This is a genomic window from Shewanella sp. GutDb-MelDb, from assembly GCF_002836075.1.
Taxonomy (GTDB): Bacteria; Pseudomonadota; Gammaproteobacteria; order Enterobacterales; family Shewanellaceae; genus Shewanella.
The window spans coordinates 1-15,157 of record NZ_PJBM01000142.1; the positions used below are offsets into that span (position 1 = coordinate 1).

General features: G+C 43.1%; 11 protein-coding genes and 1 pseudogene. 7 read left to right on the forward strand and 5 right to left on the reverse strand.

From position 1 onward, the window contains the following. Positions 1 to 160: pseudogene (locus CXF82_RS22545) on the reverse strand (patatin family protein); the annotation flags it as partial. A 978-nt stretch (positions 161 to 1,138) separates the two neighbouring features. On the opposite strand from CXF82_RS22545, the gene CXF82_RS05870 reads away from it, so the two are divergent. Then, complete coding sequence (locus CXF82_RS05870; protein WP_101093265.1) at positions 1,139 to 2,146, forward strand: DUF1254 domain-containing protein; 1,008 nt, start codon at positions 1,139 to 1,141, stop codon at positions 2,144 to 2,146. Positions 2,147 to 2,274: 128 nt separating this feature from the next. Here CXF82_RS05870 and CXF82_RS05875 read toward each other — a convergent pair whose 3' ends face one another. Both CXF82_RS05875 and CXF82_RS05880 read right to left on the reverse strand, forming a co-directional pair. Continuing rightward, entirely contained in the window at positions 2,275 to 3,177 is a 903-nt protein-coding gene (locus tag CXF82_RS05875; protein WP_101093263.1) for a mechanosensitive ion channel family protein, read from the reverse strand. Positions 3,178 to 3,495: 318 nt separating this feature from the next. Then, positions 3,496 to 5,805: a peptidase U32 family protein gene (locus CXF82_RS05880; RefSeq protein ID WP_102043821.1), complete on the reverse strand. Its 2,310-nt coding sequence runs from the start codon at positions 5,803 to 5,805 to the stop codon at positions 3,496 to 3,498. Positions 5,806 to 5,917: 112 nt separating this feature from the next. Between CXF82_RS05880 and CXF82_RS05885 the strand changes: the two genes are divergently transcribed. The 4 genes from CXF82_RS05885 to CXF82_RS05900 all read left to right on the forward strand — a co-directional run bounded on the left by CXF82_RS05885 (position 5,918) and on the right by CXF82_RS05900 (position 8,525). Further along, complete coding sequence (locus CXF82_RS05885) at positions 5,918 to 6,583, forward strand: glutathione S-transferase (RefSeq protein ID WP_180961175.1); 666 nt, start codon at positions 5,918 to 5,920, stop codon at positions 6,581 to 6,583. 51 nt (positions 6,584 to 6,634) lie between these two features. After that, on the forward strand, positions 6,635 to 7,276 hold the full coding sequence (locus CXF82_RS05890; protein ID WP_102038934.1) for a Vat family streptogramin A O-acetyltransferase: 642 nt from the start codon (positions 6,635 to 6,637) through the stop codon (positions 7,274 to 7,276). Positions 7,277 to 7,479: 203 nt separating this feature from the next. Further along, on the forward strand, positions 7,480 to 7,893 hold the full coding sequence (locus CXF82_RS05895; RefSeq protein WP_102043822.1) for a GFA family protein: 414 nt from the start codon (positions 7,480 to 7,482) through the stop codon (positions 7,891 to 7,893). Positions 7,894 to 7,925: 32 nt separating this feature from the next. Beyond that, a complete protein-coding gene (locus CXF82_RS05900) occupies positions 7,926 to 8,525 on the forward strand; it encodes a GNAT family N-acetyltransferase (protein ID WP_101093255.1) in 600 nt (199 codons plus the stop codon). Positions 8,526 to 8,701: 176 nt separating this feature from the next. On the opposite strand, the gene CXF82_RS05905 is transcribed toward CXF82_RS05900, so the two are convergent. Next, positions 8,702 to 10,774: a TonB-dependent siderophore receptor gene (locus tag CXF82_RS05905; RefSeq protein ID WP_102043823.1), complete on the reverse strand. Its 2,073-nt coding sequence runs from the start codon at positions 10,772 to 10,774 to the stop codon at positions 8,702 to 8,704. 522 nt (positions 10,775 to 11,296) lie between these two features. On the opposite strand from CXF82_RS05905, the gene CXF82_RS05910 reads away from it, so the two are divergent. Next, positions 11,297 to 12,046, forward strand: a complete 750-nt coding sequence (locus tag CXF82_RS05910; RefSeq protein ID WP_102043824.1) for a cytochrome b/b6 domain-containing protein — start codon at positions 11,297 to 11,299, stop codon at positions 12,044 to 12,046. A gap of 117 nt (positions 12,047 to 12,163) precedes the next feature. Here CXF82_RS05910 and CXF82_RS05915 read toward each other — a convergent pair whose 3' ends face one another. Next, positions 12,164 to 13,000, reverse strand: coding sequence for a pseudouridine synthase family protein (locus CXF82_RS05915; RefSeq protein WP_102043825.1), 837 nt, complete (start codon positions 12,998 to 13,000; stop codon positions 12,164 to 12,166). Between the two features lie 310 nt (positions 13,001 to 13,310). On the opposite strand from CXF82_RS05915, the gene CXF82_RS05920 reads away from it, so the two are divergent. Next, positions 13,311 to 15,032, forward strand: coding sequence for a phospho-sugar mutase (locus CXF82_RS05920; protein ID WP_102043826.1), 1,722 nt, complete (start codon positions 13,311 to 13,313; stop codon positions 15,030 to 15,032). Positions 15,033 to 15,157: the final 125 nt, after the last annotated feature.

Consider the following 15,157-nt stretch of genomic DNA (forward strand, 5'->3'; position numbering starts at 1 on the left):
TACCAATTAAACAATGAAATGGATTATAATTTGCTTTCAAGAACGCATCTAATACGCCAGAAGTGAATACACCTCTCTGGCCTCCACCTTCACAAACTAATGCAAATTTGTCGACATTTTCATGTCGTAAAGGGTAAGCGTCAGTATCGATCTGAGAAATAGAAAAATGATTAACCATAAATTTATATACCGATGATTTAATTCAACATTTGTAACAGCGGTGAAATATTCATTAAGAACATCCAGCCTAATGATGGAGTATCAAAAAACAGATAAACTTAAAAATAGTCCATATACATAATTATAGCACTATCGTATGTCAGATACAGATCGCTAGATCTCAGCAGTAAGTGACACACGCTTGTTGGTTATAAATGCATAGGGACTTAGATGCCCTAAGGCTTTTAGAATCCTCATGTTAATTAATAAATTGATTTTAAATTGTTGCTCTACTGATTGTAACCTCTTGGTATTCCTTATTAAACGATGTTGCAACATCACTAACCCCTTAAAATAGAGTTTCAGCAGCATGGTTGACCATCATTTTTTATGGCCAATGACAGATAAATAGACATTAATTGTTATCATTGCTTAGCCGTGTAATTACTTTGTTTTTGATTGAAATTTAAGTTTTACGAAATGCTTAATAAAGTATAGCGGATTAGCTTATATAGATAATTAGACTGAGGTAGGTAATCTTCCATTTTTATAGACACTTAAGATTTTCTATAAACAGTCTTTAAATCTGAGCAGGATATAGTTCATTGTTGCCATATACATCAGCGCCGCGGTGTTTTTTAGATAGTTTGATTTCTTTGCTTAGATTAATAGCTTCATCTTCAACGGATTATTTTGTACCTAGCGTGACTATCGTCGACAGTATCAGTACTGATCGATTACCTTCATTTTTGCACCAGCTTAGCGCCTTATACTCGGGTACCTATCTTACGGGGCAGCTTGAGTTATTGACCTTAATAAGGCGATTATCCAAGTGTTAGCTAAAGAAAAGACTGAAAGGATTTATCTCATGTTGGGTGATCAGCAGAGTATTGATATCTCTGCTTGAGCAACGTATGTTGGCTATTCGTGGGTGACGGATGTTATTTTTAATAATTAACCAAATAAGGAAATAACTAGAATGAGTAGAAGGAATTTTTTGGCCATTATCGTCTTCAATATCGCAACGATTTCACCAGCTATAGCAACTGAACTCGTTGTAACGACCAGTAATTATCCTGTGGTTGAAACTCATCGGCAGATGGCAATTACTCAAACAAATGCGGGTGGCATAAATAAATTTTATCACAAGCGCCAAGTCCCTCCAGTGGATAATCAACCGGTTATTCGCATGAACCGCGATACACTCTATTCAATGGCACTGATAGATACCGTAAAGGGGGCCACTGTGACATTACCTGAGACGGTTGGTCGCTATATCTCACTTATGTATTTAGATGAAAATCATCGTGTCTATGACATGGTTTATACGGCAGGAGAGCATGAGATACCATCTTATACGGATTACATGTATGTATTGGTTCGCATTGGAGTCAAAAGCGGTGATGAGCAAGATCTTGCGGCTATTCATTCAATACAAGATCAAATTAAGCTCTCTGCGACGAGTGCTAGAACATTCGAGCCGATAAAGTACGATCAAGTGTCTTACGACAAGATTCATCATGCAATATTAGAAAGCTTCACTCAGTCAGGGTTGCGTGATACAGAAAAAATGTTCGGAACGTCCGCTTATGTTGAACCGGATAAATATCTGATGGGGACCGCGATAGGTTGGGGAGGGGCTACCTGGAAAGATAATATTTATCAGTTTTCTAAGTTTTACGAAGGGGCTGAGTGCCAAGCAACAACTTTTGACGATCCTGATAATGTTGGTGGCTTCTGGTCGATTACTGTTTACGACAAAGCTGGCTTTATGTTTAACGACGTTGCAAACATCAATTCAGAAATCGCTGAACGCAACAAGGATGGTAGCTTTACGGTCCACTTTGGCTGTAATGACAAAATAAACAATATTCCAATTGAGAATGCGTCTGGAGTGTGGAATGCGGCTATGCGACATTACACGCCCTCTAAAAAAGTCATCAGTGGTAGCATAAAACCCATGGATTCAATTTATCCCGTTCAATAGTTGTGAGCAACGTATGCAGTCGCACAAGAAGGTTATGTGCGACTGGTGCGAGCGTTAATGCCGAAGTTGTTAATATTGGCCTACATTCAATGACTAAATGCTCTGTTTTGATAAGGTAATAGCAATAGCTAACGACTTTCTAGCGACGAGCTATCAATACTTAACCCTTCTTTTGGCCCGCCCTTTAGCTCACTTTGCGGAGTAAAGTGTTGGTGATAGGCAATCATAAAGTCTTCTCTTATCAGCTGCTCTAAGTGCATGGCGCGCTCAGTGGGGCAAAAAATCATGATATGCACATTTTGCTCGCCAGTTGGGCCACTATTGATATGAATATGCGGTTCGCTGCCGGGTAAGTCGACACCAGCATGCTTTTCTATTACACCGTTATAGCGCTTGGCCACTTCAATAAAGTCTTCACAGTGTTGTTCTATTTGAAGGGTTAACGCAGGAAACAGCGGGTAGAGATTAACGAACTCAACCACGGTAATCGTAATACTATGGTAAACATAGCGCTTCATAAAGTTGAGGTTTTTGACCGCATAGGTAAAAAACATACTGTTAGGCAGCGTGGCGGTTTTACCGGTGAAATGATATTGACCATGGTGCAGATCGATCTCTTGGATCACCGTGGCCATTAAATTGTGTTCAATCACTTCACCGTATATTTTTCCGACTTCAATCCAATCCCCAATCACAAATGAACGTGAACTCGCACGCTGTATGGAGCCAGTAAAGCAAAGAATAATCTCCTTTGATGCCACCACCAACGCAATTGCAATCGCCGTTACCGACAGGGCAAACTTGCTGACTTCGGTTTGCCACAGCATGAATAGAATAATGACAATGAGAAAAAAGGTGCTGTTTTTAGTGCGTGACATCCATTTACGCTGCACATCAGAAAGAAAAGCAACATCGCCACGAATACGTGCAATGATAAAACGCTTTATGACTGAGATAGTCATTATTATTAACACGGTTAATAATAATTTGTGTTCGAAAAGGAAATCGACTGCTAATGCTATGTTATCCACTTATTTTGTTACCTTTATTTTTGTTTATTATGCTGCTGGATGACGGTTTTCTGTGCCAATACTCTATGGGGAATATAGCCAGAAAACAAGATGATTAACACAGCACTTATAACGGGGAATAATTGAAGCAGGAGCGAGTCGAGATACAAAGTCATAGGAGCTAGCAGTTATAGGATTAAATTGAAAAACCAGAATCGGGAGAACGACTCTGGCTTAACGGCGGTATTGGGCTTTTATAATAGCGAGTTTATCTAATGGTGTTCTTCAAACTAATAGCGTCCAGTTACCCCTCAAACGTTATTAGATTAATGCGACTGTTTATAAACCGTTGTGATATTGCAGTACAGTCGATTGTGGCACCATGTTGTCGAGCGTAGCAACCGCTGCCGATTGGCCATCGAGGAGCTGCTCGAACTCTTTGATTAACAATGCTTTATTAGGTGAGGGCTTATCACCGGCGCCAATGTTGGTTAGATCAATCATAAAGCCATCAAACAGATTGGCGAGATCGTCAATGATCTCAGTATTTAAGAATTGATCTTGATTATAAATACTTGGGTAGCCTGCTTTTTGCTTATCAATGGCAAACTCGTCACCTTTAAGATTGGTGATGCTAGTTGATTTGTCGCAAGACAGCATACAGCCGTTATCGATACGCGGTTTTTCACAACCGACACTTTGCTGGAAGAAGCACTGTCTGCTGGCCATCAGCAAGATGGGGTGATAGATGCTGTAAAACATCTTGAAGTTCTTAGGCCTAGCAATATGCTTGATCTGCTGCTGGTTTATCTCATTTGAGATAAAGGCGCCGTGGCAGTCAAACTGCTCCTGCATCGCCAATAGTGCATAAGAGTTGGTGGTGTTTAAAAATGGCCCTGCAATCCACTTGATGCCGAGTTCAAAGGCACGATGTGCAATACCGGTATTGTTGGTCACAATCAGCTCAGGTTTCACCTGCTCTAAAATGTTTAATGCCACATCATAGTCTTTACCGATTAATACCGATGGGAACCAGGGGATCAATCGCGGGTTTTGCTGCAAAAAACTCACATACTGAGTGCAGCCACGCTTATAGGCGTCAGGCAGCTTGAAATAGATATCGGCATCAGTGTTATCTGCTAATGCCACATCGGCCTCATCACAGATCAAAATAGATAATTCAGCCCGTAGACTCTCGCTGCCATCACGCTTGAGCGGTTTTGGGTGCTTAGTGAGCTTAGGCAGCTCAACTGCAGGCAATACCGGCGTACCATGGTTGAGTGTTAACAGCAGCTGTTTTTTAAGGGTAGTGAGCTCTTTAAAGGGAATACTTAACCCTGTGGCTAAGTCATCAATTACTATCGGCTTGAGTGCGAATTCTGCATTGTTGAGACTCTTAAAGCGTTTTTCAATGGCGCCAAGGTCAATAGAGGCATCGTCGCTTTTAGTCAGTAAACTGCGTGAATGCAGCACAAATGAACGTGGCTCAAGCTCGGTTTTACCGACAACGAAATCGAGACTAGTCACCTTAATCGATAGTGGGGTATCTAGCTGACCCGAAAACGCCAGAGTGAGTGGCAACTTATCAATCGTTAGGTGCTTAATCTTATCATCTACACTGGCTTGAATTTGACTCTTTTCGACTTGCAGCGCTTGCTCTGCATCGTGAATTTGTACCACTGAAATAGACTGGCTACCGTTTTGAGTCAGCTTGTCTTTGAGATGGTTTTTCGAGTTATCACGTGGATTGTCGATAAACATCGATTGGTTCAAGTCACCCTTTAAGAATGAGTTAGTGAGATCGCGGTTAAACACTTTATATAAGCGCTCGCCATCTTCCAGCAACTCACCGGTTTTGAGGTAGCCATCAATCTGTTTTCGGAAGCTATCAATGACAGTATGAACGTAGCTGGCGCCTTTAATACGGCCTTCAACCTTAAACGAATGTACGCCGGCTTCAATCAGCGCTGGTAGGTCAAAGAAAGCTGAATTGTCTTTAATGTTGAGCGGGAAGTTATGACCCGTCTCAGTGGTTTCATACTCTTCACGGCAAGCTTGGCTACAACGGCCACGATTGCCGGAGTTACCGACGCTGGCGGAAGTGGAATAACATAAGCCTGAGAAAGCGATGCACAGTGAGCCATGAACAAACACTTCAGTGGTAATGTCATGTTCTCGGCCAGTGGCTGTCAGCTCGGTGATTTCCCGCAGGTTAAGCTCTCTAGAGAGGTTAACCCTTGATGCACCCAATTTCTTTAGAAAAGGCAGCTGGCCGCGGTTATGCGTTGTGAGCTGAGTGGATGCATGCACATCCAGTGTCGGAAAGTGCTGTTTAATTAGCTGGAACATGCCAATATCTTGCACTATCACACCGTCTAATGTGGTGTTGGCAAGCTTGCTGAGTAGTTTGGCTAGTGTTTTGAATTCGTTTTCTAAAATCACGATATTCAATGTGAGAAAAATCTCACATTGATACTGGTGTGCTAAACGAATGATCCCAACAAGTTCCTCAAAGGAAATATTAGCGGCACGGTTACGCGCATTAAAGGTGTCTAAGCCACAATAAACAGCATCGGCTCCGGCAATAATTGCCGCTTTAATCGCATTGATATCTCCGCCTGGTGCTAATAATTCAATCTTTGGATCCATGGTTACAACTTGTTGTCAGAAATTTAATGGGGGGATGTTACCCGTATATTTTGTGAATGAATATCGTTAAAGTAAATTATTCGCATTTGATAATTGAGCTGATTGAGCAACAATGAACAAAATCATGGCATTACCCGTACTGTATTCCTTGAGAAATTGCCCCTACGCGATGCGCGCTAGATTGGCCATTTATGCATCCGGCCAGCAAGTACAACTGCGCGACTTAGTGCTAAGCAACAAACCCGCAGAGATGCTAGAGGTATCCCCAAAAGGTACGGTACCGGTTTTGGTGACCTCGAATGGTCAAGTGATTGAAGAGAGCTTAGAGGTGATGTTATGGGCATTTGAGCAAAGTGACCCCGATGATTTTTTAGACAAAGCAAACCAGAACGTACTTGATGAGATGCTTGGGATTATCGCGATATTTGATAATGAATTTAAAGGCCATTTAGAGCATTACCGCGCCGCTAAACGCTATCATGAACCGACATTGCCAGAGCATAGGGAAGCGTGTGAAAGCTACCTTGTTCAGCTTGAGCAAAGGCTTTGTCAGCAAGAGTATCTAATGTCAGATAAGCCTACTATTGTAGACTTAGCTCTAGTGCCCTTTATTCGACAGTTTGCCCGTGTTGAACGCCAATGGTATTTACAATCATCTTATCCAAAGCTCAGGCAGTGGCTCAATACTTATTTACAGAGTCGAATGTTCAGTAAAGTCATGACCAAATATCCAATGTGGTTAGACTCAAAAGAGGTCGTTGTTTTTGGTGAACATTAGTCTTACGCTAGAAAGTAAGCGATAAAATTATACTCAGTAGAAGGAGGCACCATGTTTGGTCCAAATCCAAATGATAAAGAGCCTATGGAGGGGTTTCCTCAGGTAGGGTTTCTAAAAAATTTCATCGAAAGTGACAATATCATTGTTGGTGACTATACCTATTTTGATGATCCGGACGGGCCAGAGCACTTCGAAAAAAACGTCTTATATCATTTTCCTTTTATCGGCGACAAACTCATCATAGGTAAATTTTGTGCGATAGCTAAAGATGTAAAGTTTATCATGAACGGAGCCAACCATAAGGTGGATGGCTTCTCCACCTACCCATTTCAGATTTTTGGTAACGGCTGGGAAAAGGTGACGCCTAATGCAGGGGATCTCCCCTATAAAGGCAATACCGAGATTGGCCATGATGTCTGGATAGGCTACGATGCCACTATTATGCCGGGAGTTAATATTGGACATGGCGCAATTGTAGCCAGTAAGTCAGTAGTGACGAAAGACGTGCCGCCTTATTGTGTGGTGGGAGGGAACCCTGCGATGGTGATAAAACAACGATTCGAGCAGGGCACTATTGAACAGCTATTAGCGATTGCTTGGTGGGATTGGCCAATAGAGAGAATATCGGTGCATTTATCTGCAATAGTCGGCGCAGATCTAAGCGCTCTGGCGAATACAGCTGAAGAAAAATAAAAGAAATAGGTCGTTTTGTGTCTGAAGAGAATCGGAGCTAAGGTTAAGCTGATTTTTAGAGCGGTTCAAGCTGAGGGCTGCGAAAGCTGTCTAGAGTCTTTTGTGCGGTAATGATAGGGCTGACGATGAAGTGGTAGTCGCTAGAACTCAACAACAGCAATCGAATAAGAACCACAAAAGAATAGTCAAAGGAGCAAACTGATATGTACGCAGGACAGTGCTTATGTGGCGAAGTTAAAGTACAAATAGTGGGTAGTATTACCGACATCATTCATTGTCATTGTCATTGCTCGTTATGTCGTAAAAACAGTGGCACAGCGTTTGCGACCAATGGTTTTGTACAGAGCAATGCATTTACTATTTTAACTGGTGAGAGTCTGCTCACTACTTTCTCTTTTAAGCCTGGTCGTCATCGCCATTTTTGCAGTCGATGTGGTTCACCAATCTACAGTTCAAATGAACAAGACCCTAGCCGTATTAGAGTCCGTCTTGGCTTACTTGATTCTGATATTATAGAACGGCCGTTATCCCACAATTTTGTGACGTCAAAAGCAAATTGGGAAGATTTAGATGCTAACCTACCAAGGTACCAGGCGTTTGAGCCCAGCCGCAGCTAATGCAGATTAACGCGAAAAAAGGAATGATTTAAATGGAAGTAAGATTAGCCACTCAGAATGATATGCCAGCCTTTTTTGAATACCTTAATCGGCAACTACAAGAAAATGGTGTTGATGATTCTCCGGTGTTTCAGCCCTTATCTCGAGCCCAATCCGAGTCGCAGATGACGGATGCAATGAAGCGCCGTTTTTCAGAGGGTATTGAGCGTGAAATAGGCCAGAGTGGCTGGCGTAGAATGCTACTTGCTTTCTCTGAGGTACAGGGCAATGTTGTCGAGGGTGAGACCGTTGATGGAGAAGAGAGCAAGATTATTGGGCATATTGATATTCGACCGCACTCAGAGTCTCATACCGAACATCGGGCGCTATTAGGCATGGGCGTTGATTTATCAGTAAGAGGCAAGGGGCTTGGGCGCAAGCTTATTGAGTCGATTGAGAGTTGGACCTTACAAAACACTGGCCTTGAGTATATCGATTTATGGGTGTTGTCGAATAACCTTGCCGCGATTAAACTCTACCAACGCAGTGACTTTATTAAGTGCGGTGAAATAACCGATATGTTCAGAATTGATGGAAGAGCACTGGCTTACAGTATGATGTGTAAGCCGTTAGCGGATAATCAGCATAAGTGAGCATCAGTCACCTGCCATTTGTGATGTAACAAAGACTGCTCTAATAGAGGTTATTGATCTAGCAAACAGGCGATAAACGTATAACGTAATTAAGCGATAAGCATAAAAAAGCCTAGAGAAGACTCTAGGCTTTTTTGCTTAATGGCATATTGCCAGTCTTAAGCTAAGGTGCCGCGTTAGAAAGTGTAGCTTATACCAAATTTAACTGTTCTTGGTTTACCTACGTTCACTTCACCGTTTTCACCGCCACCTAAGTAGTCAGTATCAAATAGGTTTTCGATATTCACTCTAAGCTGTAGATCTTGGCCTGCCACTGGAATAGCATAACTAATGCCGGTATCAATGCGAGTATATGCATCCTTCTCGAAGGTATTAGCGGCATCGCCAAAGCGTTCGCCCTCGTAGAATGCGCCTAAGTTAACGGCCATTCTGTCATTAAGTGAATATTTAGCCCAAATAGAGGCGGTCCACTCAGGGACATCTTCAGGGCGGTTACCATTATATTCATCACGTGATTCAAATTCAGCATCGAGATACATGACCGAGGTGATCAAAGAAAGGTCATCGTTTATTTGGCCCATAGCACCAAACTCGAAACCTTTATGACGTTGCATACCACCTTGAGTGGTAATTGGATCATCTGAAGTTCCTTCATTGATGAGAATATTTTCACGTTCAATGTTGAACACTGCAGCGTTTAAGCGGATCTTACCTGACAGCAACTCCCATTTAGTCCCCAGCTCTAGCATTTTTCCTTTAATAGGATCGAGCTCTAAGCCATAACTGCCATCTTCATCGTCAAGTACGCTGCCCTGTGGCTCAAAACTCTCGCTGTAGTTGGCATAAATAGACGCATTATCGACTGGATGATAAATGACACCGAACTTTGGTAATGCTGAACTATTGTCAGCATCTGTTTTATCTTGTTGGTCGTAGCGCACACCTAATAACACTTGCCACTCATCATTAAGTGAAATTAAATCTTGAGCAAACACGCCGTAGTATTGGTATTCTTCGCTAGAGGCTTTGGCATCAGCATAATCTAGATCTTGCTGAGGAACGGTTAACCCAGTGCCGATGTTAGCATCAAAACTATCGCCTTTAACTTTTAGCGAGCTGTATTGGTGATCAACATAGTTGCCGCCGAAAAGTAGATCATGCTGCATTCCCGCTAGCTCAATTGAACCGACAACATCGAAGTAAAACGCTTGTTGTTGCCAATCTTCAAGCTTGTTGTAAGGCTTGTTTTTATAGCTGCCAGTGTCAGGCTCATAACTGCCGGTCTGTGGTTTACTTTCCCAACGCTCACGTTCGTTGTGTTGTTTGTTATAACCTGCCGCGAGCTCCCAATCATCGGAGAGCTGATAGCTAATATCGGCCCCATAGTTTTCGCTTTGAGCATCAATCTTGGTCCAAGGCATGTCCCAAATCATCTCGTCGCCACCGACAACATCACCATTATCGTCAATTAAGGCACCGCTGTCTTGGCCTGCCAGTTCATCTGATTTGTCATAGTGCAAAGAGAGGGTTAGATTGTCGCCGATATCAAAATCGGTCATCAAACTACCGACTAGGAAGTCACTTTCTGCCGCGTCTCCATCTTGGTATTCACGCCAGTTTTTATTTTGCTCTTTCTCAAGTACGGCGCGATAACGAATAGTTTGCTCTTCATTTAAGCTGCCACCAGCATCGAGTGATCCCCGAATAGAGCCATTCTCATCGCCCTTAAGACCGATGGTTAAGAATGAATCATAAGTGGGCTTTTTAGTCACTAAATTGACTAGACCACCAGGTGTTGATTGTCCGTAGAGTAGGCTCGATGGGCCTTTTAGCACTTCTACATTTTCAACTAATGCCATCGGTAATCTGTACTTAGAAAAGTGCTGGTGGCCATCTTTAAGCAGGTTAGTGCTTTCATCCAAACTAAAACCACGCAAGCTAAAGCGTTCTCTATCTGTGGTTACGCGACCAATTGACACACTGGCATCATTTTTAAGGGCATCACCTAATGTGCGTACTAATTGATCATCCATTATCTCTTTAGGAATAACCACCACTGACTGGGGCGTGTCTAGTAATGACACATCTGAGCGCATGGCCCCATGAGCTTGATCGGTTTTGTAATGCTGTTGGTGACCCATCACGGTGATGACTTCGATGTTGGCATCATCTACGGTCGTTGCCATCGCAGCGCCTGAGTGCAAAATGCCAGCAATAAGTGCGGTAATTAGCTTTACTTGGGTATTCATATGGTCAGCCTTTATAGCTCTTTGCGATGACAGCTCTTACGTAAGCCAATCCCGATATTCCGTATCAAATGTTAAGCGCAGGTTAGAGTTAATTTGGTTATGTTGTGTAAGATTCTCAATTAGGCATGGATGGTAATGAGAATGGCTATCAATATCAAACGCATTTGATTATTAAGTAAGCACTTGAACGGGCTGATGATAATTATTGTGAAGCCTGTCACTCGGGGTATTATTTAATGTTAAAGATGTTTATTGGCGTAAGGCCAACCGTGGCGGGGGCTGTGGCTAGGTTTGCTTGAACAGCATTGAGCGAAAACGTTCTGTTGAATATTAATGAATATTAACTGAAACTTAAACCTGACAGTTTATACTGGTTTTTTTCTAGTAGCAGTTTGATAGCAGCGTTGTTCCAAGTTGCTAGCAATAATATAACTAAAATGGTGGCTTTAACGGGCGTTTGTACTTTAGGTCATCAATTACCTTTATGACAACTCAGCAATGTTAGGGCGTTAGGAATATGGTATGAGTAATAAAATGAATAATAAAGTAGCCAATGAATTGGTTGAACACCAAGTTTGGGATAAACCTGTGCGTGTTTTTCATTGGGTCAATGTCGTGCTAATCACAGCATTAATGTTTGTCGGTTTAATTATGCTATTTAAGTCTGAACTTGGGATCAGTGGTTTGGCTGCAAAGATTAAACTTAAAGAGTTACACACCATTATTGGCTATATGTTTGCCGTTAATTTGATCATCAGGTTAGTGTGGGGCGTTGTCGGCACTGGATTTGCTAAATTTTCCACAATGCGTCCCAAAATAAGTGATGTAACTGCCTATAGACACCGTTTGAGTAAAGGCGAAAATCCGCAATATATAGGGCATAATCCTATCGGAAAGTTCGCTGTTGTAGCAATAATGACTCTGCTGGTGGTGATTATGACGACGGGGTTGATGCGTGCGGGAACCGACATCTATTATCCGCCTTTTGCGGGAGTGGTTACTCGTTACATCGCCGCTGATAACGTCGATCCTACCACCATAAAAGCCTATGACGATACCGGAGTGAATCTCGATAAAAAAGCCAGTATGAAGCCTTATAAAAGCCTTGCGGGAGACATTCATCTCTACAGTGTTTATCTATTAATGTTGCTCATCTTGCTGCATATCATCGGTGTTGTATTGGCTGAAGTACGTCATCAACCAGGTATTATTTCAGCGATGTTTTCTGGCAAGAAAAGAATCGCGGGTAGGTGCGAAGACAGTACTGATTAAAACAATAATCATTGAGACGGTACTGATTAAAATCGTACAGACTTAGAACGACTTTAGTGTTAATGATTAAAGCCACTTTCTAAAATAGAACGTGGCTTTTTTTTCTCTATAGTCAACTTAAAAGTGCGGACGATAAGCTTGTGGTAGTTCAAAGACTTTATCTTGTTGAGTGATAGGGCAGATAAAGTTTAAATAGCATGAGGTGAGCTGTAAATTTGGCGTCGCTTCACTGCCATTGCCGTGTAATCTATCGCCCACCACCGGGTGCCCGATACTTGCCATATGCACCCGTATTTGGTGTTTTCGGCCAGACTCAATCTTCACCTGTACTTTAGATTGATTTAGCTCGGCGTTGTATTCAAGTCGGTGGGCGTATGACAGCGCCGACTTACCATCAACTTCGCTGTCGATAGTGACCTTTGCGGCAGAAAACTCGCCCTCTACGATCACCTGATAATATTTATCTAACGCGCGTGTTTCAAATAACTTAGCAATGGCGGCAGTGATCTTTTTACTGTGGCCCAATACGATAAGCCCAGTTGCAGCAAGATCGAGCCTATGGATAATATAGGCGCTACGAGCAGGCTCTAGGTGAGTCTCGGCAAAGCGATTAATCGTGCTATGGTCGCTCCACTTAGAACCTTGGCAGCGCATGCCAAATGGCTTAAACCATACACTGTATTGACCTTCGTCAAATAATAACTCAGCCGCTTCGACTTGTTCGTCTAACACTGCTTGATTGTAATAGAGGTGCACCTCATCGCCTTGATTCAACGCTTTTTTGGCGCGTCTCAAGCGATTAGTTTGTTTACCGTGTGTCAGCCAAACAGCGCCTTTTTGCATTGCCTGTTTTATTGCCTGTTTACTGAGTTCAGTTTGTTGTGACAGCAGACTCACCGCATCAATTTCGGGATCTGTGACCTTGATATGGCATTCAGTTTTAAGCAGGCTCATTTTTCTATTACGCAGTCATCAATGTTTGTGCGGCCATTTTACACTATCAGTGACCCTCGCTGCGACCACTATCTATTGGCTGTGATTACCAATTGTAATGCGTATTGGAATTTGGGCGGTTGATAAATGAGTCGCGTTGAGCGGACATTTACTTGATGTAAAAACTTTAATGCAAATTATCTTGTTCTCTGTTTGGGCTAGGCTTAGTGTGGATACTAATCGTTTTCAATTGCAGTAGCCGTTTATGCTTATCGAGTATTGAGCATAAAACTAATAACGGTTATCTAGCGGGTACAAACTGGAGTGAACCATGGATACGCAGTTAAAATTTAGAGTACAGCATTGGCTTAAGAATGACCCTGACCCACTAATGCGTGCAGAGCTACAAGCCTTGATTGACGCGGGTGACGAACAAGCTATCACAGCTCGCTTTGCTGGGCGTTTAGCATTTGGTACCGCAGGGCTTAGAGGCGTAGTGGGCGCAGGACCGACTCGGATGAACCGTTTAGTTGTACAGCAAACATCTGCAGGGCTGGGGACGTATTTAATGGCACAAGTCAGTGACATTGCCACGCGCGGTGTAGTGATTGGATATGACGGCCGCCATGACTCACAACAGTTTGCTGAAGATGCCGCCGGTGTGCTGTGTGGATTAGGGATTAAGGTTTACCTTACGAAAAAAATTGCCGCGACCCCACTCGTCGCATTTGGTGTGCTACACCTTGGCGCAGCCGCTGGCATTGTGGTGACAGCCAGTCATAACCCCCCGCAATACAATGGTTATAAGGTGTATTGGGGCAATGGTGCGCAAATCATCCCACCGCATGACAGTGGTATCGCGGCGTGTATTGAAAAGGCCGCCAACGAGCAGATAAAGGTCACCTCATTAGATGACGCATTAATCGCGGGTCATTTACAGATTTTGTCAGATGATTTTTATCAAGCTTATCGTGATGGCGTGCATCAATCACCGGTATTACAACATCAAACAGCGCCAGAGCAGGTGAGTCTCGCCTACACCGCTATGCACGGCGTGGGTAATGAAATGGCACTTGATGTGCTCAAAGACGCTGGTTTTACCAAGGTCTATTCTGTCGCGGCTCAAGCGCTGCCCGATGGTGATTTTCCAACGGTAAACTTTCCAAACCCTGAAGAGAAGGGGGCGATGGATATGGTGATGGCGGAGGCTAAAAAGCACAACGCAATGTTAGCTTGTGCCAACGATCCAGATGCGGACCGCTTTGCCGTTGCTGTCCGTAAATCGGATGGTGATTACCAAATGCTGACTGGCGATCAAGTCGGGGTGTTATTTGGCCACTATTTACTGACACATGCACCCGATAATCAGCGATTCACGTGCACCACGATTGTGTCATCGAGTCTTTTATCTAAAGTTGCCACCAGTTTAGACGCGACTTGTCGCACAACGTTAACCGGCTTTAAGTGGCTGACCAATGTCGGTATGACCGAACAAACAGACGATAATCGATTTTTGTTTGCCTATGAAGAAGCGCTCGGTTACACGCTTGGCACCATGGTGTGGGACAAAGACGGTTTATCAGCATTAGTTGGCTTTGCACAGTTGACCGCAGAGCTTGCAAGCAAAGGGCTAACGATTTGGGATAGATTAGAGTCAATATATCAACAGCATGGGTTCCATCTTAATAGCCAGGTAAGTATTGCGCTAAAACCGACAACGCCCAATATTGGCGCTTATTTACGTGACAATCCACCACAATCGATAGCAGGACACAAAGTGGTGTCGACCGACGATATCAGCCTAGGTAAACGCTTGTTTGCAGACGGAGGCGAAGAAGATATTAGTTTGCCTGCCAGTGATGTACTCATCTATCGCCTTGATAATGACGCCAGAGTCATTGTTAGGCCATCAGGCACTGAGCCAAAAATTAAGTGTTACTACGAAGTGGTAGAGACCATGAATACAAACGATACGTTGGCTACAGCTCAATTACGGGCGCAAGTTGAAATGGATGAATTTATCCAAGCGCATCAAGCGTCACTCCCTAAGTAGTGGGTTAAAAGTAAATTTCGATGAACAGTCTATAAAGCCACCGAAAGGTGGCTTTATACTTTTAAAATAGTGGTTATGCGAGTGTCAGCTCAGCAGAGTTTGATGCAGTTGGTCTAAATTGAAAT

Bases quoted from the DNA above. Each gene is read 5' to 3' on its own strand.
- CXF82_RS05870 (WP_101093265.1), top strand. From the start codon at position 1,139: ATGAGTAGAAGGAATTTTTTGGCCATTATCGTCTTCAATATCGCAACG.
- CXF82_RS05880 (WP_102043821.1), bottom strand. From the start codon at position 5,805: ATGGATCCAAAGATTGAATTATTAGCACCAGGCGGAGATATCAATGCG.
- CXF82_RS05885 (WP_180961175.1), top strand. From the start codon at position 5,918: ATGAACAAAATCATGGCATTACCCGTACTGTATTCCTTGAGAAATTGC.
- CXF82_RS05890 (WP_102038934.1), top strand. From the start codon at position 6,635: ATGTTTGGTCCAAATCCAAATGATAAAGAGCCTATGGAGGGGTTTCCT.
- CXF82_RS05895 (WP_102043822.1), top strand. From the start codon at position 7,480: ATGTACGCAGGACAGTGCTTATGTGGCGAAGTTAAAGTACAAATAGTG.
- CXF82_RS05900 (WP_101093255.1), top strand. From the start codon at position 7,926: ATGGAAGTAAGATTAGCCACTCAGAATGATATGCCAGCCTTTTTTGAA.
- CXF82_RS05905 (WP_102043823.1), bottom strand. From the start codon at position 10,774: ATGAATACCCAAGTAAAGCTAATTACCGCACTTATTGCTGGCATTTTG.
- CXF82_RS05910 (WP_102043824.1), top strand. From the start codon at position 11,297: ATGAGTAATAAAATGAATAATAAAGTAGCCAATGAATTGGTTGAACAC.
- CXF82_RS05915 (WP_102043825.1), bottom strand. From the start codon at position 13,000: ATGAGCCTGCTTAAAACTGAATGCCATATCAAGGTCACAGATCCCGAA.
- CXF82_RS05920 (WP_102043826.1), top strand. From the start codon at position 13,311: ATGGATACGCAGTTAAAATTTAGAGTACAGCATTGGCTTAAGAATGAC.